The organism is Lacinutrix sp. (assembly GCF_023299985.1).
GTDB lineage: Bacteria > Bacteroidota > Bacteroidia > Flavobacteriales > Flavobacteriaceae > Lacinutrix.
This window is the reverse complement of sequence record NZ_JALZVX010000103.1, coordinates 13,076-32,609: the sequence shown is the minus strand read 5'-3', so window position 1 is coordinate 32,609 and position 19,534 is coordinate 13,076. Positions and strand designations below refer to the sequence as shown.

Annotated in this window: 21 protein-coding genes and 1 pseudogene; 2 read left to right on the top strand and 20 right to left on the bottom strand. The window is 31.8% G+C overall.

All coding sequences use genetic code 11. The annotated features are described in order from the left end of the window. Nucleotides 1-333: pseudogene (locus Q0C58_RS05130) on the top strand (ABC transporter ATP-binding protein); the annotation flags it as partial. On the opposite strand, the gene Q0C58_RS05125 reads toward Q0C58_RS05130, so the two are convergent. The 18 genes from Q0C58_RS05125 to pdxA all read right to left on the bottom strand — a co-directional run bounded on the left by Q0C58_RS05125 (nt 311) and on the right by pdxA (nt 17,611). Continuing rightward, entirely contained in the window at nt 311-868 is a 558-nt protein-coding gene (locus Q0C58_RS05125) for a 4'-phosphopantetheinyl transferase superfamily protein (protein WP_290698357.1), read from the bottom strand. The pseudogene Q0C58_RS05130 and the gene Q0C58_RS05125 overlap by 23 nt on opposite strands. Further along, on the bottom strand, nt 865-1,119 hold the full coding sequence (locus Q0C58_RS05120; protein WP_290698354.1) for a phosphopantetheine-binding protein: 255 nt from the start codon (nt 1,117-1,119) through the stop codon (nt 865-867). Before Q0C58_RS05120 ends, Q0C58_RS05125 begins: the two co-directional genes overlap by 4 nt. A 244-nt stretch (nt 1,120-1,363) precedes the next feature. Then, a complete protein-coding gene (locus tag Q0C58_RS05115) occupies nt 1,364-1,648 on the bottom strand; it encodes a GIY-YIG nuclease family protein (RefSeq protein ID WP_290698363.1) in 285 nt (94 codons plus the stop codon). Between the two features lie 151 nt (nt 1,649-1,799). Beyond that, nucleotides 1,800-3,074 (bottom strand): beta-ketoacyl-[acyl-carrier-protein] synthase family protein, encoded by a 1,275-nt coding sequence (locus Q0C58_RS05110; protein WP_290698351.1) that lies wholly within the window; start codon nt 3,072-3,074, stop codon nt 1,800-1,802. Nucleotides 3,075-3,143: 69 nt separating this feature from the next. After that, the gene (locus Q0C58_RS05105; RefSeq protein ID WP_290698348.1) at nt 3,144-3,584 is read right to left on the bottom strand and encodes a hydroxymyristoyl-ACP dehydratase; all 441 of its coding nucleotides are present in this window, start codon (nt 3,582-3,584) and stop codon (nt 3,144-3,146) included. Between the two features lie 119 nt (nt 3,585-3,703). Further along, nucleotides 3,704-4,501 (bottom strand): SDR family oxidoreductase, encoded by a 798-nt coding sequence (locus tag Q0C58_RS05100; RefSeq protein ID WP_290698360.1) that lies wholly within the window; start codon nt 4,499-4,501, stop codon nt 3,704-3,706. 66 nt (nt 4,502-4,567) lie between these two features. Further along, entirely contained in the window at nt 4,568-5,620 is a 1,053-nt protein-coding gene (locus tag Q0C58_RS05095; protein ID WP_290698345.1) for a type III polyketide synthase, read from the bottom strand. Between the two features lie 54 nt (nt 5,621-5,674). Further along, on the bottom strand, nt 5,675-6,391 hold the full coding sequence (locus tag Q0C58_RS05090; RefSeq protein WP_290698342.1) for a methyltransferase domain-containing protein: 717 nt from the start codon (nt 6,389-6,391) through the stop codon (nt 5,675-5,677). Beyond that, nucleotides 6,388-7,524, bottom strand: coding sequence for an NAD(P)/FAD-dependent oxidoreductase (locus Q0C58_RS05085; protein WP_290698339.1), 1,137 nt, complete (start codon nt 7,522-7,524; stop codon nt 6,388-6,390). Before Q0C58_RS05085 ends, Q0C58_RS05090 begins: the two co-directional genes overlap by 4 nt. 55 nt (nt 7,525-7,579) lie before the next feature. Continuing rightward, complete coding sequence (locus Q0C58_RS05080) at nt 7,580-8,029, bottom strand: 3-oxoacyl-ACP synthase (protein ID WP_290698336.1); 450 nt, start codon at nt 8,027-8,029, stop codon at nt 7,580-7,582. A 1-nt stretch (nt 8,030) separates the two neighbouring features. Beyond that, on the bottom strand, nt 8,031-9,158 hold the full coding sequence (locus Q0C58_RS05075; protein ID WP_290698333.1) for an FAD-dependent oxidoreductase: 1,128 nt from the start codon (nt 9,156-9,158) through the stop codon (nt 8,031-8,033). 92 nt (nt 9,159-9,250) lie between these two features. Further along, nucleotides 9,251-12,010: a zinc-dependent metalloprotease family protein gene (locus Q0C58_RS05070; RefSeq protein WP_290698330.1), complete on the bottom strand. Its 2,760-nt coding sequence runs from the start codon at nt 12,008-12,010 to the stop codon at nt 9,251-9,253. 568 nt (nt 12,011-12,578) lie between these two features. Continuing rightward, entirely contained in the window at nt 12,579-13,931 is a 1,353-nt protein-coding gene (accC, locus tag Q0C58_RS05065) for an acetyl-CoA carboxylase biotin carboxylase subunit (protein ID WP_290698328.1), read from the bottom strand. An 88-nt stretch (nt 13,932-14,019) separates the two neighbouring features. Next, nucleotides 14,020-14,496, bottom strand: coding sequence for an acetyl-CoA carboxylase biotin carboxyl carrier protein (accB, locus tag Q0C58_RS05060; protein WP_290698325.1), 477 nt, complete (start codon nt 14,494-14,496; stop codon nt 14,020-14,022). Between the two features lie 25 nt (nt 14,497-14,521). After that, entirely contained in the window at nt 14,522-15,529 is a 1,008-nt protein-coding gene (locus Q0C58_RS05055) for a beta-ketoacyl-ACP synthase III (RefSeq protein ID WP_290698321.1), read from the bottom strand. Between the two features lie 177 nt (nt 15,530-15,706). Further along, on the bottom strand, nt 15,707-15,910 hold the full coding sequence (gene rpmF, locus Q0C58_RS05050) for a 50S ribosomal protein L32 (protein ID WP_013869593.1): 204 nt from the start codon (nt 15,908-15,910) through the stop codon (nt 15,707-15,709). A gap of 9 nt (nt 15,911-15,919) precedes the next feature. Next, nucleotides 15,920-16,459 (bottom strand): DUF177 domain-containing protein, encoded by a 540-nt coding sequence (locus Q0C58_RS05045; RefSeq protein WP_290698319.1) that lies wholly within the window; start codon nt 16,457-16,459, stop codon nt 15,920-15,922. Nucleotides 16,460-16,531: 72 nt separating this feature from the next. Further along, nucleotides 16,532-17,611 carry a 4-hydroxythreonine-4-phosphate dehydrogenase PdxA gene (gene pdxA, locus Q0C58_RS05040; RefSeq protein ID WP_290698317.1) on the bottom strand — a complete coding sequence of 360 codons (1,080 nt, stop codon included), beginning with the start codon at nt 17,609-17,611 and terminating at the stop codon, nt 16,532-16,534. A gap of 66 nt (nt 17,612-17,677) precedes the next feature. Here pdxA and Q0C58_RS05035 point away from each other — a divergent pair, with 66 nt between their 5' ends. Beyond that, on the top strand, nt 17,678-18,268 hold the full coding sequence (locus Q0C58_RS05035) for a riboflavin synthase (protein ID WP_290698315.1): 591 nt from the start codon (nt 17,678-17,680) through the stop codon (nt 18,266-18,268). Here the strand turns inward: Q0C58_RS05035 and Q0C58_RS05030 are convergent. Further along, a complete protein-coding gene (locus Q0C58_RS05030) occupies nt 18,265-18,465 on the bottom strand; it encodes a PID-CTERM protein-sorting domain-containing protein (RefSeq protein ID WP_290698312.1) in 201 nt (66 codons plus the stop codon). The genes Q0C58_RS05035 and Q0C58_RS05030 overlap by 4 nt on opposite strands. 318 nt (nt 18,466-18,783) lie before the next feature. Continuing rightward, nucleotides 18,784-19,533 carry a LytTR family DNA-binding domain-containing protein gene (locus Q0C58_RS05025; RefSeq protein ID WP_290698309.1) on the bottom strand — a complete coding sequence of 250 codons (750 nt, stop codon included), beginning with the start codon at nt 19,531-19,533 and terminating at the stop codon, nt 18,784-18,786. Nucleotide 19,534 lies beyond the last annotated feature (1 nt).

The following is a 19,534-nucleotide window of genomic DNA, read 5'->3' as shown; positions in this document are numbered from 1 at the left end:
TTGGGTTTTGCAGATAACATGATGGTACTTAATAATAATACTATTGAAGCTTATAATTTGCCTGAACACTTATATAAAAATCCTAGAACACCTTTAATAGCTTCTTTTTTTAGTGAATTTAATGTGATAGATAATGAGATTATTTATGCACATCAACTACAAGTTGTTGAAAAATCTGAATTAAAAGTAACTGTAAAACAATCTTTTTTTAAAGGTAATTATTATTTAATTGAGGGAGATTTAAATGGTGAGAAGGTGTTTTTTGAAAGTAAAACAAACATAGAAAAAAACACCAATCGGTATTTAGAAATCACAACATTGTATAGCCACTAAAAGCGCCATGATGCGTCAAAGAAAAAGAGGTGTTTAATACTTTCGTGTTACAATATAATTTAGGTACACCAACATTATTTTTTATAATGGTTGTTAAATCTAAATTTAAAGCTTTTAAAAAACGGTTTTGAAGGTGATCGCTTTGTTTACTGATCTCTAATTTTTTATCTCTAAACCATTCACTTTTATAGCTTTGTTTTGGGTTTAAAACAGCAACAGTATAAACATAATCCTTACTAATTTCAGAACTTGTAAAATAGGTTTCAAAATCTATAACAACTTGTCCTTTTTCTAAAGAAACAAACTCACACTCTAATCGTTTCGGATTAAAAAACCGCTTCCCAAACTGTTGTACATTTACTTTATAAGCAGCTTCTTTCATGCTCCAAAGTAACCAAACCATTTGGTGTTGGTTTTTAGCATCTGCAATTAACTGTTGTTCTTCAACTGTAAAAACTTTGTCTAAAAAACGTGGACGTTTCCAATTACTATCTTTAGCTGCTTGTTTTAAATCGACAATATCATTACCTATCATTTTACAGCTAACTTTTCGTTTACAATATCCATTGCTGCTTTTACAGACGTCATTTTTTCCATATCGTCGTTTTCAATCCTGATATCAAACTCGTCTTCAACATCTAAAATAACATCTACTAAATTAGCTGAATTTATTTTTAAATCGTTTATAAAATCGGTCTCTTCAGAGAGGTTGGCAAAAGCTTCTTCATCTTGGATATAGGGTTGTACAATGGTTTTTAATTTAGTTATTAATTCTTCTTTATTCATGTTTTTTCTTTTTTAAATATCATAATTTTTTAGCACTTCGACAAGCTCAGTGTGACATTACTGTACTTATTTGTCAATATCCATTTTACTATACTATAGTTACCAAAGTTAAATTGAAAACTATACTGTTTTTAAAGCTTCGAGAGGCTTTTTGTGACATTAAATCTTACAATTGGCAATGTAGTAGTCAAGCCAAAATTGAAACTATTTGTCAGTCTGAGCTTGTCGAAGACAACACCATCAATTATATATGGTTATCATTTTCCTTATAATTCTTTGAAAATTCGACTAAATCATCCCAGTTTTCATTAATTAATGCTCTTTTCTTTCTTTGAGACCAACCTTTTATTTGTTTTTCAATTTTAATAGCTTCTTTTGGGTTTTCACATTGTAAATACCAAGGTAACTTAACAGGTAGTCTTGTTGCAGTATACGAGTCTTTTTTGTACCCAGATTTATGCTGAGATACTCGCCTTTCTAAATCATTAGTCATTCCTGTGTAATACGTTTTGTCTGCACGTAATAATATCTAAACGTAGTAGAATTTCATTTTTATATTTCTTGAATTATTGTTGGCACTTCGACAAGCTCAGTGTGACATTAGAACTTACAATTGGCAATGTAGTAGTCAAGCCAAAATTGAAACTATTTGTCAGTCTGAGCCTGTCTAAGACCATTGATTAATTATATCTCTTAAAGATAACACAACCATTAACGTCACCAAAACCAAAACTAGCTTTAGCTGCAATATTAAGGTTCGTTTCTTTAAGTTTTTTTACAATTTTTTCTTCGGAAATTAATGCTGAAATTTCTGGATGAATAGTATCGCAATTAACATTAGGAAACACAAACTGTTCTTTTAATTGTAACACAGTTGCTACGCTTTCTATGCTTCCAGCTGCTGCTAAGCAATGACCAACCATAGACTTTAAAGAATTAATGTACGGAAAACCTGTTCCTTTTCTATTTAATGCTTTTGTCCAATTTTCAATCTCTAAACTATCTTTTGAGGTTGCTGTTAAATGTCCATTTATAGTATCTATTTCTTCGGCTGAAATATTAGCGTTTTTAATGGCATCTTTAATACAACGCTGCACAGCTTTAGCATTTGGAGCAGTCATGGTTCCACCATCTCGTTGTCCACCAGAATTAATGTTTCCGCCTAAAACCTCAGCGTAAATAGTTGCTTTTCGTTCTAATGCGCTTTCTAACGATTCTAAAACTAAAGCACCTGCTCCAGATCCAGGCACAAATCCAGATGCTGTTGCACACATTGGTCTTGAGCCTTGTTTTGGTGTCTCATTATGTTTGTATGTCATCACACGCATAGCATCAAAACCTCCCCAAATATATGGTCCATCGTCACTGCAACTTCCAACTAGCATACGTTTTGCTAGTCCGTTTTTAATGCGCTCGTAACCCATTAAAATAGCTTCGGTTCCTGTTGTGCATGCAGAAGAATTTGTTGTAACTTGATTTCCCAAGCCTAGTATTCCACCTAAAAAAGCACTAATTCCGCTAGCCATAGTTTGTACTACAACTGTGCTTCCTAGTCGCTTTACTTGCTTATCATCTAGCTTGTAAATAGCTTCTCTAAATTTTTCGACTCCAGAAGTTCCTGTTCCAAAAACGGTTCCGCTATTAAAATCTAAGTCGCTGTTTTTATCTATTGTAAACCCTGCATCTTTCCATGCATCCCTACCTGCAATACAACCATATAAAATACCAGAACTATTAAAGCCTCTAAGTTGTAAAGGTGTTAAATATTCTAATTTTTTTTCTTCAGAAATATTAGGAATACCACCAATACAGCACGAAAAATTTAAGTCTGCTAATTGTTGATGAAACGTAATTCCAGATTCGCCATTTTTTATGGCTTTACTAAACGCTTCGAGACCAACACCATTTGGTGCTACGACTCCTAAACCTGTTATGACGACTCTGTTTTTTTTCAATTTTTTATTTTTATAATTACGACAAACACTTCGACAAGCTCAGTGTGACAGTATCAATTATATTTGGCTTTACACTATCTTCATCATTCCTGAGATTTTTCCTCTACAAACCAGTTCATTCTTCTCATTAAATAACTTCACGTTACATTTCAACTTATTAAACCTAAACACTTCTTTCTCTGAAACTACAGTTACTTTTTCTCCAGGAAATACTGGTAAAAAGAAATCTACTTGACTTGATGTTAATGCTATTTGTGGTTTGTTTTCTTCGGAAACTTCGTCTTTCAACATATAAACACCTAAACAGACTACGCCTATTTGTGCCATGCATTCTGTTAAAATAACACCAGGTGTAATTGGATTGTCTTTGAAATGTCCTTTGTAGAAATGTTCGTTTTTTTTGAAGGTGTAATTTCCTGTTATTCCTTCGTTTGAAATCGTGGTTAGTTCTTCAACGAATAGAAAAGGTTGTTGGTATGGTAAAAGGTTTATGATTTGTTTACTGTTCATATTTCATTTTAAATAAGTGGATTCCTGCCTTCGCAGGAATGACAAACCGACTAATTTTTTATTGTTTAAAAATAAACACTAGTTATTATTATAAGATTCCTGCCTGCGCAGGAATTTGACTAACTAATATGTTCTCCTCCATCCACAGGAATTACACAACCATTAATCCAAGCTGCTTCATCTTTACATAATAAATACACTGCGTTTGCTACATCTTCTGGTTGTGTTAATCGCTTAAATGGATTACGAAGTAAACTGTGTTCTTTAATTTTATCACTACCAGGAATCATGCGTAAAGACGCTGTATCTGTAACTCCTGCTTGAATGCAATTGGCTCTAATACCAAAAGGTGCAAACTCTAAAGCGATGTTTCTAGTAATGGCTTCTAAAGTAACTTTTGCTGCAGATACTGCTGCGTAATTTTTCCATGCTTTGGTATTTCCTTCACTTGAAAAACTGACTATTCTTGAATCTGAAGCAAATAATTTAGCTTCAAAAACAGCTTTAGTCCAATCAAACAAACTAATAGCCATGGCGTTGATTGTTAAATTGAAGTCGTCATTTTTAAGCGTTGGTTTTTGGTCATCCAACATAGGTTTTAAATTTCCTTTGGCCACACTATGAACTAATGTTCTTATTTTTCCTTCAGCACCTAATATTTCTTTTAAATCTGAAATAATTTGTTCTCGTTTTTCAGCTTTAAAGGCATCAACGTTATAAGATTTAAACTGAATGTCTTCAGCTTTAATTTCGTTGAATTCTGAATTAATTTGTGCTTCTTGCGTTCTAGAATTTCTATGAATAATACAAATATTCATTCCGTGTTTGGCTAGCTTTTTTGCAGTCGCCAAACCCAATCCGCTTGATCCACCTAAAATGAGTGCCCAATAATTTTTATGTTGAAAGTCTTTCATTATTTATTTTTAAAAAGAGATGCTTCGACAAGCTCAGCATGAGAGTTTAACTATATTTTGTCTTCAGTATTACCATTCCAATAATATACGTTGTGCCGAAAAACCTGGCCCAAAACTTAGCATTAAACCTCTGTCTCCTTTTGGTAATTGCTTATCCATAAAACGTTCTAAAACGTACAATACAGTTGCACTACTCATGTTACCATAAAGTCTTAACGTTTCTTTTGTATCGTCTATATTTTTACCCAAAGACCCAAATAAGTCTTCTACAGTTTGTACTATTTTCTTTCCTCCTGGATGAAAAATAAGATGATCAATATCCTTAATAGAAAGGTTATTTCGTTCTAAAAAAGGATGTACGATTTTAGGAAAATGCTCTGAAATAGTTTCTGGAACAGCCTTATCCAAAATCATTTGTAATCCTGTATTTACCAATTTAAAACCCATCATGGTTTCGGCATCATAAAAATGATACATGGCTTCATCAACTATTTTAGGTCCTATTTCCTCTTCATAAGAGGACAAAATAACACTTGCTGCTCCATCACCAAAAATGGCAGCACTAACAATGTTAACCATAGAAAAATCGTCTAACTGAAAAGTTGCTGTTGGTGACTCTACTGCAATTACTGCTGCGCGTTTGTTAGGGTTTGCCTTTAAAAAATTTTTGGCATAAATAATACCTGAGACTCCTGCTGCGCAACCCATTTCTGTAACAGGTAATCTAACAATATCCTGTTTCATTTTTAGGTTATTAATTAGATAAGCATCTATTGACGGAATCATAATTCCTGTACAACTTACAGTAATAATGTAGTCTATATCTGTTGGTTTTAGCGCTGCTTTATCTAGTGCTTTTACTAAGGATTGTTCTGCTAACTTGACAACTTCTCTGGAATAAATATCATTCTTTTCTTGAAAAGACGTGTTTGTAAAAACTTCTTCAGCATCCATAATAGAATAACGTTTGTCTACACCAGCACCTTCAAAAAGTTTAATGACTTTACGTTGAAAACGTTCATCCTGTCCAGTCATCCAAAGATTTAAATACGGAATAATATCTTTAGTTTCTCTAGTGTATTTTGGTAGTTGTTTTGCTACTGCTGTTATTTTTACGCTCATTTATATTTTTATTAAACAGAGTATCACTGAGTTTTTACAGAGATTCACTGAGAACTAATTATTTCTTTTTAATATCCATTGGAAACGAAAAGCCCACTTCCATTGTATTTGATAATTTGCATTTATTTTTTCTGAAATAGATTTTAGTTCTTCTCTTTTAAATCCTCTTAAAACAGACGTTAATCCGTCTTCAACTATTGTTTTGTTTTTGATTGTTGTACTTAATAATTTAAACAGGTAATAGGCTAATTTATGTCTATGTAAATCGTTAATGACTATACCTAGTTTTGCTTTTTCTAAAACTGGTTTTAAAAAGGATATTAGCGCATCTTCTTTAAAATGGTGTAGAAATAATGTGGTTAAAACTAAATCATATTTTAGTGCATTAAATTCTTCTGAAAAAATATCAATTGTTTTAAAAATTACATTATCGTAATTTTGCGATAATATATTAGCATAATTAACTGTATGTGGATTTGCGTCAATACCTATTAAATTAAAATTATAGTTATTTTTCTTTCCAAATTGTGATATTTCTCTTAAAATATCTCCTCCACCGCAACCTAAATCAATGATTGTTATTCGCTCTTTTTTAGGATGGTTTTTTAGTGCTTTTTTTAAGCCATTTATGGTCACAATATTTCCGCCTAACCATTGGTTAATTTTTGCTAATTTATCTAAAGCATCATGAAGTATTGGACCATTATAATCCAAATCATCCATGATTTCTTCTTCTTCGCTTCTAAATTTTGTGCTTACTAACAAACTCATTTAACTGTCATTATTTTACCATGTGTACGTTTAATAATTTGTGGCAGAATACTTGGAATTAATTTTGTAATACTAATTAAAACCTCAGCTATTCTATTTTTACTAAACAAATTAGCAACGATATGACCTGTTTTTAAACGGGATTTAAATTCGGTATTCCATTCTCTAAGATACTGTTTTTCTAATGCTTGTCTATCTTTTATTTCGCCATTAAAAAATTGAATTATAAGTAAAGATGCTATTTGCGCACTACGTATTGCAATACTCATTCCGTTGCCACACAATGGATGTATCATACCTGCAGTATCACCACACATTATTATGTGATTCTCGATTGGATTTTTAGTTTCAAAAGAAATTTGACTAATTGTCAAAGGTGTTTTGAAAACTGATTTTGAGTTTTTGAAAACTGCTTTTAAGGCACTATTTTTAAAGACTACTTTTTGCTGAAAATCCTCTATATCTCTATGCTTTTTAAAAGCTTCAATATCTGTAATATAACAAACATTTATACTATTGTTTTCTACTTTTGAAAGCCCACAGTAACCACCATCAAAATTGTGAAGTGCCACTAAATCTTCAGGAAAATTTCCTATTAAATGTGTTTTAACTGCTAGAAATGGTGATTTGTTTTTAATAAAATTTCTATTAATCTTCACATCTAAATTAGCACGTTTACCATAAGCGCCAATTACTATTGTGGAAGTATAAGTTGTTAGTTTTGTCTTAACAGAAAATCTATCGTTTAAAAACTGGATATCTTCTACAGTGTCTTGACTAATAATTGCTTGATTGTCTGTTGCTTTTTTTGACAGTTCAAAGTCCAAACAAAATCTACTAATACCAAAACCACCAAGTGGTAGATTAGCTTTAACGACTTTATTTTTGGGCGTCGATAACTCAAAACGGTTAATTTTTTTTGCTCCTAGTTTAAACACATCAATACCTAAAAACTCAAAATATGGCAGGACTTCGTTACTAATATATTCGCCACAAACTTTATGCTTTGGATAACTGTTTTTTTCTATAACTAAAACGTCCAATTTGGACTTAGATAAGTGAATAGCACTAGATAAACCAGCCAATCCACCACCAATAATTATAACGTCAAAATTTAAGGGATTTGTTTTCAATTTTTTTAGCACTTGTTTTTTACTAAAGGTAAGTCGAAATTATTTTAGATTGAAACTAGATTATGTTAATAATAGTAAAATTTTGGTCTCTAAAAATTATCTGATCATCAACTGTTTTACCTAATAGCAATTGCGCAATTGGAGTACTTGCAGAAATAGCGTAGAATTTTTGATTGTCAAACTCTAATTCGCCAGCACTTATAGTAATAAAATAATTAGCTTTACTAGTGTAAATTACACTTCCTAAAACTACGTTATGAGACGTTTTTGAAGCGTCAATTTTAGAGAGTAATTGACTTGTTTTTTGGATTTCGGCTAGTTGATGTCCAGCTTTTTCGCGCTCTAATTGCAACATAGCACGACCAGTTTCGTGCTTGTCGCCTGCACTACTTTTGGTTTCAGTAGTTAGAGATTCTTGAATTTCGTTTATTGTTTTTTGAATCGTTTGTAAACGATTATCAAGAAATTGTTGGCACTGGCTGTATAATTGTTGTTTAATTTTCATGTTAACTTCTCGTATAAGCAGGAATTAAATCGGCTAATTCTTGTCCTATTAAACTTCCTATTGCAACTCCCATTCCACCTAAACGCACACCACAATATACATGATTACTTAGTTGTTTAACGATTGGCTTTTTTTTGTTACCAACACCCATAATTCCACTCCATCTATAATCTACTTCAAAAGGAGTATTGGGTAAAATAGTCGTCTTTAAAATGACTTCTAATTTATTTTGAATTAGTTCTGTTTGATTAAATGCTGTGGTTTCTTCGGTTTTAAAATCAAGGTTTCGTCCTCCTCCAAAAAGGATTCTATTATCTATATTTCTAAAATAATAGTAGCCTTCATTAAGATGAAAAGCACCTTTTATATGTAGGTTTTTTATTGGTTTTGTAATGAGTACTTGTGCTCTTGCTGGTTTTACTTGAGGAATATTTAATGTTGAAGCAAAGCCATTAGTTGCAATTAATAATTTAGATGTTGAAAATTCAAACCGATTGGTTTTTACCTTTACTGAATTTGAATCCTCTTGAAAATTATCGACAGATACGTTGTTTAATATTTTAACCCCTTTTAAGCGTGTTTTTTGAAGCAAAGCCTCCATCATCTTACCTGTGTCTATTTGTCCCTCAAATTGATTAAAACAGTATTGATTCTTTATCTTCTGAAAACCAAAAGTGTTGTCTTTAAAGCTGAAAACCTCAGCATTAAAAATAGGTTGTAAAAATGAATTGATTTGGTCTTTTTTAGCGATACAGTTTTCGAACAGATTATTTTCTTCACTAAACAACTCATAACCTCCTAATTGTTGATAATCTATGGTTTTATCGCCTAATGTATTACGTAGTAATTCTAACCCTTTTAAACGTTGTTTTACCAAGTCTAAAACTTCTTCATTAGTGTGTGTGTTTAAGTCACTTATGATTTCGCTTAAGCTTCCAAAGCAAGCAAAACCTGCGTTTTTTGTGCTTGCGCCTTGTGGCAATGTTCCTTTTTCTAGAATTAAAATTTTAGCTTTTGGAAAACGTGTCTTTAATTGTAGTGCACAATTTAAACCTACAATACCACTGCCAACAATAGTATAATCTATGTTAGTAAGCCAAGATTTTATTTCCCAATAGGATAAATTCATAACTCTAATGTACTCTAATTATTCGAACTATTAAAGCATAAAAAAACTCCGAAATTACTTCCGGAGTTTTAAATTTTATAAAAATTAAATATTTAATCTACTATAATTTTTTTAGTTATTGTTCTTTCACCATCATTTACATTTAGTAAATACATTCCAGATTGAACATTTCCTAAGTTTATAGCTTCATTAAAAGAACTAGAACTATTAGCATACGATTTGTTATATACTGAACGTCCTCTAATATCAAACACTTGAAGTGATACATTCTCTGAAATTGAATTAAACTTAACGTTAAATTCTCCATTATTTGGATTTGGATAGATTGATAAGTTATTCAATTCAAATTCATCAATAGAAAGCCCTGTAGATATCGAGCAAATTTCTATTGACCAATTATTAAGGGTTCCTGTGTTACCTGAAACGAAATCTACTAACGCTAGATTCCAATCTCCAAATGAATTTAAATCATTTAATATTGCACCTAAAGGGTTAACGGGAGCAAAAGTACCTGTTGTAGGAGAACCACAATTAATTGGTGCACCTAAATCGTCAAAGGTGATGTTAAATGAGTCACCAACACAATCAAAAATCCATATATTAACAAAAGCATTATTTGTCCCTACATCTGGATGCTGAAATTGAAGAAGCAGGTCAGCAGTATTAGGGTGTGTTACATCTGCTGAAATTGTAATACTAGTAATTGTATTAGAATCTGGTATATTTATAGAGTTAAATAAAGGTGTTCCTTGACCTGGAGCTGTTGCAGTACCTGTTCCATCTGGTATAGCAAGACCTAAATTTTGAGCAGAAGAGTAAGTTGTACATGTGGTAACAACTGTTGTACCTATTGCAAAATCAGTATCGTTTACATTAAAAAAGATATTGCCTTCACCTTCTACCATAATTCTACAAAAAGCAGCTTGAATATTTGGAACCATTATATCATGTGACCCATCATTTGGTACATTAGAAGCTAAAACTGTGTCAAAATTTACTCCACCATCTGTAGATAATAATATGTTTACATTAGGTGTATTTACTCCTGGTGCTACGTTAGTACCAGCAACATCCCATGTAATAGTCTCTGTATTTCCAGCTGTCCAAGATATCCCATCTACATTTTGTGACGTTACTAGAAAAGGACCATCATTTCCATTAACAGTTACAGTCATTTCATCTACAGCAGTTTGGCCTCCTGAAATATCGTTATCTCTTACCGTTAATCTAAAATCTTGTGTTCTTGCTACAGAAGCTAATTTCTCCCAAGTTGAAGAGACTCCTCCAAATGAAATAATATCCTCAAGTATTGGAATGTATCTTGATGGACTTGATGTGCCTTCATAAGATCTTACCATAGGACCTGAAGTATTAGTGTCCGCAGGTAATCCTGTTGGTCCTAAATCATATTGTTCCCATGTGTAAGTATGTGTTCCTGTTCCATCTGCATCTGTTGAAGATCCTGTTAATTTGTATGGAGTCGAAAACGGGATAGTAAAATCTGCTCCAGCATTAGACGTTGGTGCATTATTACCAGTATTAGTAGTAGAAGCGCATTGGCTATTTCCTATAGTAACATTATCCCAAATCATTTGTAAACTCTTCTGGTGAAAATAAGCATCACTATTTCCTTGAACGTTTTGTGGTGCACATATTCCAGCATAAGCCATAATAGTGGTGCCGCTACCTACTTCGTAAGCATTTGAAGCTGATCTTTGCGATGCACAAGTATTAGCGCCTGCATTACCATTAAATGTGTGTGGCGCACCAAATTGGTGTCCAAATTCATGAGCAACAAAGTCTATATCGTATGAATCACCAACTGGTGATGGTAAACCTGTAATACCTCTTGCTTTTCCTCCTCCACAAACAGAGCCTAACTGAGCTAAACCTCCACCTCCTGTACTAAAAGTATGTCCAATATCATAATTACCAGGCATAATAATATTATCTATTACTGTTTGACTTTGATTAATTAGTAATCCTGGATTATTGTTATCAAAATTGTCAGAGTTAATAAAAACAACACTATCGTTATTTCCAACAAGTGTCATGGTTATAGATAAATCTCTTTCATAGATTTGATTGTTTCTGTTTATTGTAACAACAATAGCTGCCATAACAGCTGTTCTTCTAGCTGCTTCTGTATCTGCAGCAGTAAGTCCCGCAGCCATCCAATGAAATGAAGAATATTCTATAGTAGTAGCTACTACTAGTCTGAAGTTTCTTAATAACCCATCATCTGCATTTCTTTGCATATTTACATCTAATCCTCTCTCTCCTTCAATAAGCTCTCCATCTACAACTCCACATTCCCAATTTTGGTCTAATACTGGTAAATCTTTTTTAGCATAAACTATATATTCATTACCATTTTTAGTGTAAGGATCTATAAATTGGGTTCCATTATTATTCGACATAGACATGGTATGTAAACCTTGTGATGTTAAACTAAAACGAATAACAGTTCCAGGAGTATCAATACTTTCTCCAATGTAAGTACGAATATCTGGATACTTATTTTGAAGTGCAGCTTCCATTATTGGTGCTTCTTTAATTCTGTAAGATTCTAAAGTTCCTTGAACATTTGGGAAATCTAAAATAACATTTGAAATTCCAGAAAAAGTATTTCTGTTTGGTGCAGCTTGAAGCTCGGTTTTTAAAGCATTAATATCTAATTTATAAAAATCTGCTTTGCTTGGTTCTGTTTTTCTAAAAGTTAGTTCTTTTTTAGAAGCAGCATTTTGAGTCGTTTTGTTCCATAATGACTTTCCACTTTGTGAAAGCATAGGCATTGTTAACAGTACTGAAAGTACTAAAGTAAAAGCCCATTTTAAGTAAAGTTTTTTCATTTTATTTTTTTTTATTTTAATAAATATTTATAAATGTATACTGATAATCGCTAAAGACCAAGGATTTAAAGTTAATTTTTGAATATATTACCCTTAAATATGAAGAGTTTACTAATTTTTTTGTGTTTTTTGTAATACAAATAAAGTTATAAGTCCTAAAATATAGACTAATTAAAAAAACCAAATCATATCCAGATGGCGGGATTTGCACATTCAAAGTTTTAAAAAATAAAGCTTATGCCATAAAAAAATAAGTATGGTAATAGTTATTCTGAGGTTCTAGATGGAAAAAAATGTTTTGAAATTTGAATATAAGAGAAATTAATTCTAACGCAGATAATTTGAATTTAAAAAATTCGACATTAAAAAAGATAAATACTGGTTTTGAAAGACTCCAGGTTTGTATAAAATAATCAAAGGTCATTTATTATTGACTAAGGTTAAAGAAAATAAATATAATATTGTTCTGGATTTTAATACTGATAAAGTTCTTCAAATTATAACTTAAATACATGAAACTTTTAAGTAATAAAAAAACGCCTTGAAATATTTCAAGGCGTTTTTAGTTTTATTCTTTTGCTGGTTTTTCTATTACAAAATCTTCCATAAATTTTGTAGTGTAATTACCTGCTAAATAATCTGGATGCTCCATTAATTGCCTATGAAAAGGAATTGTTGTTTTTATGCCTTCAATTACAAATTCGTCTAAAGCACGTTTCATTTTGTTTATAGCCTCCTCTCTTGATTGTGCAGTTGTAATTAACTTAGCAATCATCGAATCGTAATTTGGAGGTATAGAATATCCAGCATAAACGTGAGTATCTAAACGCACTCCGTGTCCACCTGGAGCGTGTAATGTTGTGATGCGTCCTGGTGAAGGTCTAAAATCGTTAAAAGGATCTTCAGCATTAATTCTACATTCTATAGAATGCAACTTAGGTGTATAATTTTTTCCTGAAATTGGTACTCCTGAAGCTACTAGAATTTGTTCACGAATTAAATCGAAATCAATTACCTGTTCTGTAATTGGATGCTCTACTTGAATACGTGTATTCATTTCCATAAAGTAAAAATTTCTATGTTTGTCCACTAAAAACTCTACTGTTCCTGCACCTTCGTATTTAATATATTCTGCAGCCTTTACTGCAGCTTCGCCCATTTTTTTACGTAGAGCAGTTGTCATAAAAGGAGAAGGCACTTCTTCTGTTAATTTTTGGTGACGTCTTTGAACAGAACAATCTCTTTCTGATAAATGGCAAGCTGTACCTCTTGAGTCACCAACAATTTGGATTTCGATATGTCTAGGCTCTTCAATAAGCTTTTCCATATACATATCATCATTTCCAAATGCGGCTTTAGACTCTTGTCTTGCAGATTCCCAAGCATCTTGCAAATCTTCTGGTTTCCATACAGCACGCATTCCTTTTCCACCACCACCAGCAGAGGCTTTTAGCATTACTGGATAACCTGTTTCCTTAGCTACTTTAATACACTCTTCAAAAGTTTCTATTATACCTTCACTACCTGGAACTACAGGAACTCCAGCGGCAATCATTGTTGATTTTGCATTGGCTTTATCTCCCATGCGATCAATCATATCTGGAGATGCTCCAATAAATTTGATTTCATGTTCAGTGCAAATTTTTGAAAATTTTGCGTTTTCCGATAGAAAACCATAACCTGGATGTATAGCATCTGCATTTGTAATTTCTGCAGCCGCTATAATATTAGACATTTTTAAATACGATTCGCTACTTGGTGCTGGACCAATACAAACCGCTTCGTCTGCAAATTTAACATGGAGACTTTCGGCATCAGCTGTAGAATAAACTGCTACAGTTTTAATGCCCATTTCTTTACAAGTACGAATAACACGTAATGCTATTTCGCCTCTATTGGCAATTAGTATTTTTTTAAACATAACTTATATTTTTAAATTAAATTTCCAAACAATAAGTTCTAAAATTATTTGATTTTAAAGCTTCTGTATTTATGGGAATTTTAAATTGTTATGATGGATCTACTAAAAATAATGGCTGATCGAATTCTACAGGAGAAGAGTCATCTACTAAAATTTTAACAACTTTACCTGAAACCTCGGATTCAATTTCATTAAATAATTTCATAGCTTCAATAATACAAAGTACATCTCCTTCAGCAATGTTTTGACCTACCTCAACAAATAATGGTTTATCTGGAGATGGTTTTCTGTAAAATGTACCAATAATTGGAGATTTTACAGTTATGTATTTAGAATCTTCACTTTCTGCAACTGGAGTTTCTGCTGCTGGTGTAGAAGCTACTGGTGCTTGTGCAACTGGCATTTGCATTTGTGGCATTTGCGCCATTGGCATTTGTTGTACAATAGTTGTCTCTTCTGAGCCTGTTTTTATTGTAATCTTAACATCGTCTGTTTCTAATTTAACTTCACTTGCACCAGATTTTGCTACAAACTTAATTAAGTTTTGAATGTCTTTTAAATCCATAATATTTAGAGTTATTAAGTGTTTTTTAGTTAGTTTTTTGGGAATTATATGCCCATTTTAAATATATTGAGCCCCAAGTAAAGCCACCACCAAATGCAGCGAAAATAATAGTATCTCCTTTTTTTAATTGTGATTCGTAATCGTTTATTAATAATGGTAATGTTGCAGATGTTGTATTACCATACTTCTCAATATTCATCATCACTTTCTCGTTTTCTAGATCTATGCGTTTTGCTGTAGCATCTATAATACGCTTATTTGCTTGATGTGCTGCGAACCAAGTAATGTCATTATTTGTAAGATTATTTCTTTTAAGAATTTTTCCTGCTACATCAGCCATATTAAATACTGCGTTTTTAAAAACTGTTTTGCCGTCTTGAAAAACAAAATTTTCTTTTTTAGCTATAGTCTCTGCGGTTACAGGATAAGAAGACCCACTAGATTTTACTTGAAGAAATTCTCTTCCTGTTCCATCGCTTCTTAAGTATTCATCTTGTAAACCTAGTCCTTCTTCATTTGGTTGAAATAAAACAGCTCCTGCTCCATCTCCAAAGATGATACATGTTGCTCTGTCTTCATAATTAATCATTGAAGAGTTTTTGTCCGCACCTATTAAAAGTACGTTTTTGTAACGACCAGATTCTATATATTTTGCTGCAGTAGACATACCAAATAGAAAGCCAGAACACGCTGCTTCTAAGTCGAATGAAAACGCATTTATTGCACCTATGTGTGTTGCTGTGTATGCTGCAGTTGATGCTGCCTGCATATCTGGTGTAGCTGTAGCTACAATTACCAACTCTATATCTTCAGGGTTTGTGTTAGATTTTTTTAGAAGGTCTTGAGCGGCTTTAATAGCCATATAGGAAGTTCCTTTACCTTCTCCTTTTAATATACGACGTTCTTTTATACCTGTTCTTGAGGTAATCCATTCATCGTTTGTATCAACCATAGATTCTAAAATCTTATTGGTTAATATGTATTCTGGCACATATGCGCCTACAGCTGTAATTGCCGCAGAGATTTTACTCATACTTTTAAGTTAATTTGACCAAAAATTACTCAAAACCGCCTAAAAAAGGCTAATTTTAGCTCAAAATAGCGAATTTCGGTTAATTAAGTGCAAATTAAGTTCTTTTTAACTCAAAGAAAAATATATCACAAAAAAAACGCTCACAAGTGAGCGTTTTCTGTATGCATGCATAGTAAATTATGCAATATTTTCTTCGGCAACAGCATTATCAATTAAAACTTGACCTCTGTAATATAGTTTACCTTCGAACCAATGTGCTCTATGGTATAAGTGCGGCTCACCTGTTGTTGGGCAAGTTGCAACTTGTGGCGCAGTTGCTTTGTAATGTGTTCTTCTTTTATCTCTTCTTGTTTTCGAGATTTTTCTTTTAGGATGTGCCATTTTATTATTTTATTTATCCGTTAATAGTTTTTTTAATGTATTCCATCGAGGATCTGTTTCCTCTTGGTCTTCTTTTGTATCCTTTTCTTTAGGACTTAATTCTTCTAATTTTTCTAGTATGTCTGAATCTAATGTGCCATCTTCAACTCCAGGATGCACTCGTTTTGTTGGCATGGCTAATACAATTAACTCATAAACATATTGTTGTATGCTTATTTCGTATTCTCCATGAGGTATGATTAAAATATCTATATTCTCATCATTATACTCTTCTCCAAACTTAACAACCAAATCAAACTCGTTATTTAATGATTTATCAAAAGGTTCGTTAGTAACGTCACAATTAACGTTTACTGTTCCTGAAACTTCAAAATGCAGTTCTAAAAGTGTTGATTTCTTTACAAATTCAACATTAACTTTTAAATCACTACTGTTAAAGTCTTCATAATCAAAATATTCAAAGAACGAATTGTTTATTTCATAATCAAAATGATGTTTCCCTTCTTTTAAACCTACAAATGGAATTGTAAACTCTTTCAATGGCTTCATTATCGCATCTATTTTGAGCCTGCAAATATACAAATATTTATTTATTGAGCAGACTTATTAACAATTTTTTGTTTACTTCTTTTTCGATTCGTATTTTCTTTCATCAAAACGCTTCCTTTTACTAATCGCTAATGGATTTTTATTTAGTTCTTCGAATTCATTTCTATTATTGTAAATACTAACAGCTGTAAAAAGTGCTTCTTTAAAAGAACTCGAATCGGCTTGGCCTTTACCAGCTATTTCATATGCAGTACCATGATCTGGTGATGTTCTTATTCTATTTAATCCTGCTGTAAAATTTACGCCTTGACCAAAAGATAATGTTTTAAACGGTATTAAACCTTGGTCGTGATAGGATGCAATAATAGCATCGAAACTTTTATAGTTATCACTGCCAAAAAAACTGTCTGCTGCATAAGGACCAAAAACTAATTTTCCACTTTCTTTAATTTTTTTAAGTGTTGGTCGCATTACAGTGTCGTCTTCACTTCCAATAACACCATTGTCTCCTGTATGTGGGTTTATACCTAAAACTGCAATTTTAGGCTTATTAATTTTAAAATCCTTTTTTAAAGAATTATAAACTGTATCTATCTTTTTTGTTATTAATTCTGAAGAGATATGACTTGAAACATCTTTTACTGGTACATGGTCTGTTAATAAACCAACTCTTAATGTATCTGTAACCATAAACATTAAACTATCCCCTTCTAATTCTTGAGCGAGATAATCTGTATGTCCAGGAAATTTAAAAGTTTCAGACTGAATATTACTTTTATTAATAGGTGCCGTTACTAAAACATCTATGGTTTCATCCTTTAATGCTTTTGTTGCAGCTTCTAACGATTTTATAGCATACTCTCCTATTTTGGTGTCTTCTTGTCCAAAATTAATATTTACGTTTTCTTTCCAACAATTAAGGATGTTTACTTTACCATGGAGGATTTCATTTGTACTATTAATACCATTTAAATTAATATTTAGCTTAAAATGATTCTTAACAAAAGTCATTGTTTTTGTAGATGCAAAAATAACTGGTGTGTAAAAGTCCAGCATTCTATTATCTTCAAAAATCTTTAATACAATTTCAGAACCTATGCCATTTAAATCTCCTATAGAGATGCCTACAATTATTTTTTCTTCTCTCTTCATTAATAATGCTAACTATTGTTCGTAATTTTATACTCGCAAATTTAACCAAATAATACAGTTAAAAGTATGTTTACAGGAATTATTGAAACCTTAGGTCGTGTTACAAATCTTAAACTTGAATTAGAAAACCTACATATTACAGTTGAAAGTACTTTTACCAACGAATTAAAAATAGATCAAAGTGTAGCGCATAATGGTGTTTGTTTAACCGTTGTAAACATTAATGATAATTGTTATACTGTTACTGCAATTAAAGAAACGTTAGATAAAACTAATATTGGGAGTTTAAAGGTTTCTAGTATAATAAACCTTGAACGTGCAATGAAACTTGGAGACAGGCTAGATGGACATATTGTACAAGGCCATGTAGATCAAACAGCAAAATGCATTCATGTTGAAGAAACTCAAGGTAGTTGGTTGTTTACTTTTAAGTATGATTCCTCTCTAAATAATATTACTATTGAAAAAGGTTCTGTAACTATAAACGGTGTAAGTTTAACAGTTGTAAACTCTAAACGAGATGAATTTAGCGTAGCAATTATACCATATACTTACGAACACACAAATTTTAAAACCTTTAAAATAGGCTCTATTGTAAACTTAGAATTTGATGTTATTGGAAAATACGTTTCAAGATTAAACACTCTTAATAACTAAAGTGTCTTTTTTCTAATACTGTACATTTTAAAGATACCATATAAAACACCAGCAACTAATAGTAGTAGTATGCCACTGTCAATTGGTAGCCCAACAGGTCCTGGAGGAGGCTGAGGCGGTGGAGGCATTTGTGCTGAGCAAACAAAACTTATTAATACAAATAAGATTGAGGCAATTATTTTTTTATTCTGTATCATAATAAATAAGTAGACAAATGTATAAAAAAAACTTTCTTATCAAAGCTTTTAATCGGTTTTTTTATTAAAAAAACACCATGAACGGTTGTTTTTTTTCGATGAAATGCCATTTTTAGGCTTGTTTTCGAAAGTTTAGTAGTTGTTTGTTTTTACGAAAAGAATATATCTTTTTAAATAATTAAGTCATAAATCTCTAAAAAACATAAAATTTACATGAGTGTAAAAGTTGAATTTTCACTATTTTTAATAAAATTTAACTTCAAATCCTGACTCTAAATTGGAATAAAACCTAGCTAATTATGTTTAGTATAGTAAAACTTAACGATGCATAGTATCTAATATTTCTATTACTTCGGTCTTTTTTCTAACAGAAACAGGTACATTTTCTCCGTTTTTTAACATTAAATAACCGCCATCTGTTTTAATAAAAGCGCTAATACATTGGAGATTTACTAAGTGACTTTGGTGTACACGTAAAAATTCATATGGTTTCAACATATCGCTAAAATATTTAAGTGTTTTGGTGACAAATACTTTTTTCCCATTCTGTAAATGAAATATAGTATTGTTACTGTCTGATTCGCAACGCACAATATCATCTAAATTAACAATAATGATTTTATCTAAAGTATGTAGCGATATTTTATCTGGTTTCTTTCCAGGTGCAGATAATGTGTCTTTTAATATGTTTAAACGTTCCTTAGTAGGCTGAATTTGTTGTTTTGCACGAATAATAGCTTGATCTAATTCTTCATGAGCGTATGGCTTAAGTACATAGTCTATGGCAGCAAACTTAAAAGCCTTTATAGCAAATTCATCGCTTGCGGTAACAAAAATAATTTTCGATTTTAAATCTGGAAAAATCTCTAAAACATCAAAACCTGTTCCGTCTCCTAACATAATATCTAGAAACAAAATATCTGGCTGCTGCTTTCTTAAAGATTTGGCCGCTTCTACAACACTTTGAGCAGTATCAATTATTTTAATGTCTGGATGACGTGTTTCTAAATCGTTTTTTAAAAGCTGCATTGCATCTAATAAATCTTCTATAATAATAGCTGTAAGCATA

Coding starts and splice junctions, on each gene's coding strand:
- Q0C58_RS05125 (WP_290698357.1), bottom strand. CDS start 868: ATGATAGGTAATGATATTGTCGATTTAAAACAAGCAGCTAAAGATAGT.
- Q0C58_RS05120 (WP_290698354.1), bottom strand. CDS start 1,119: ATGAATAAAGAAGAATTAATAACTAAATTAAAAACCATTGTACAACCC.
- Q0C58_RS05105 (WP_290698348.1), bottom strand. CDS start 3,584: ATGAACAGTAAACAAATCATAAACCTTTTACCATACCAACAACCTTTT.
- Q0C58_RS05095 (WP_290698345.1), bottom strand. CDS start 5,620: ATGAGCGTAAAAATAACAGCAGTAGCAAAACAACTACCAAAATACACT.
- Q0C58_RS05090 (WP_290698342.1), bottom strand. CDS start 6,391: ATGAGTTTGTTAGTAAGCACAAAATTTAGAAGCGAAGAAGAAGAAATC.
- Q0C58_RS05080 (WP_290698336.1), bottom strand. CDS start 8,029: ATGAAAATTAAACAACAATTATACAGCCAGTGCCAACAATTTCTTGAT.
- Q0C58_RS05075 (WP_290698333.1), bottom strand. CDS start 9,158: ATGAATTTATCCTATTGGGAAATAAAATCTTGGCTTACTAACATAGAT.
- Q0C58_RS05070 (WP_290698330.1), bottom strand. CDS start 12,010: ATGAAAAAACTTTACTTAAAATGGGCTTTTACTTTAGTACTTTCAGTA.
- accC (WP_290698328.1), bottom strand. CDS start 13,931: ATGTTTAAAAAAATACTAATTGCCAATAGAGGCGAAATAGCATTACGT.
- accB (WP_290698325.1), bottom strand. CDS start 14,496: ATGGATTTAAAAGACATTCAAAACTTAATTAAGTTTGTAGCAAAATCT.
- Q0C58_RS05055 (WP_290698321.1), bottom strand. CDS start 15,529: ATGAGTAAAATCTCTGCGGCAATTACAGCTGTAGGCGCATATGTGCCA.
- rpmF (WP_013869593.1), bottom strand. CDS start 15,910: ATGGCACATCCTAAAAGAAAAATCTCGAAAACAAGAAGAGATAAAAGA.
- Q0C58_RS05045 (WP_290698319.1), bottom strand. CDS start 16,459: ATGAAGCCATTGAAAGAGTTTACAATTCCATTTGTAGGTTTAAAAGAA.
- pdxA (WP_290698317.1), bottom strand. CDS start 17,611: ATGAAGAGAGAAGAAAAAATAATTGTAGGCATCTCTATAGGAGATTTA.
- Q0C58_RS05035 (WP_290698315.1), top strand. CDS start 17,678: ATGTTTACAGGAATTATTGAAACCTTAGGTCGTGTTACAAATCTTAAA.
- Q0C58_RS05030 (WP_290698312.1), bottom strand. CDS start 18,465: ATGATACAGAATAAAAAAATAATTGCCTCAATCTTATTTGTATTAATA.
- Q0C58_RS05025 (WP_290698309.1), bottom strand. CDS start 19,533: ATGCTTACAGCTATTATTATAGAAGATTTATTAGATGCAATGCAGCTT.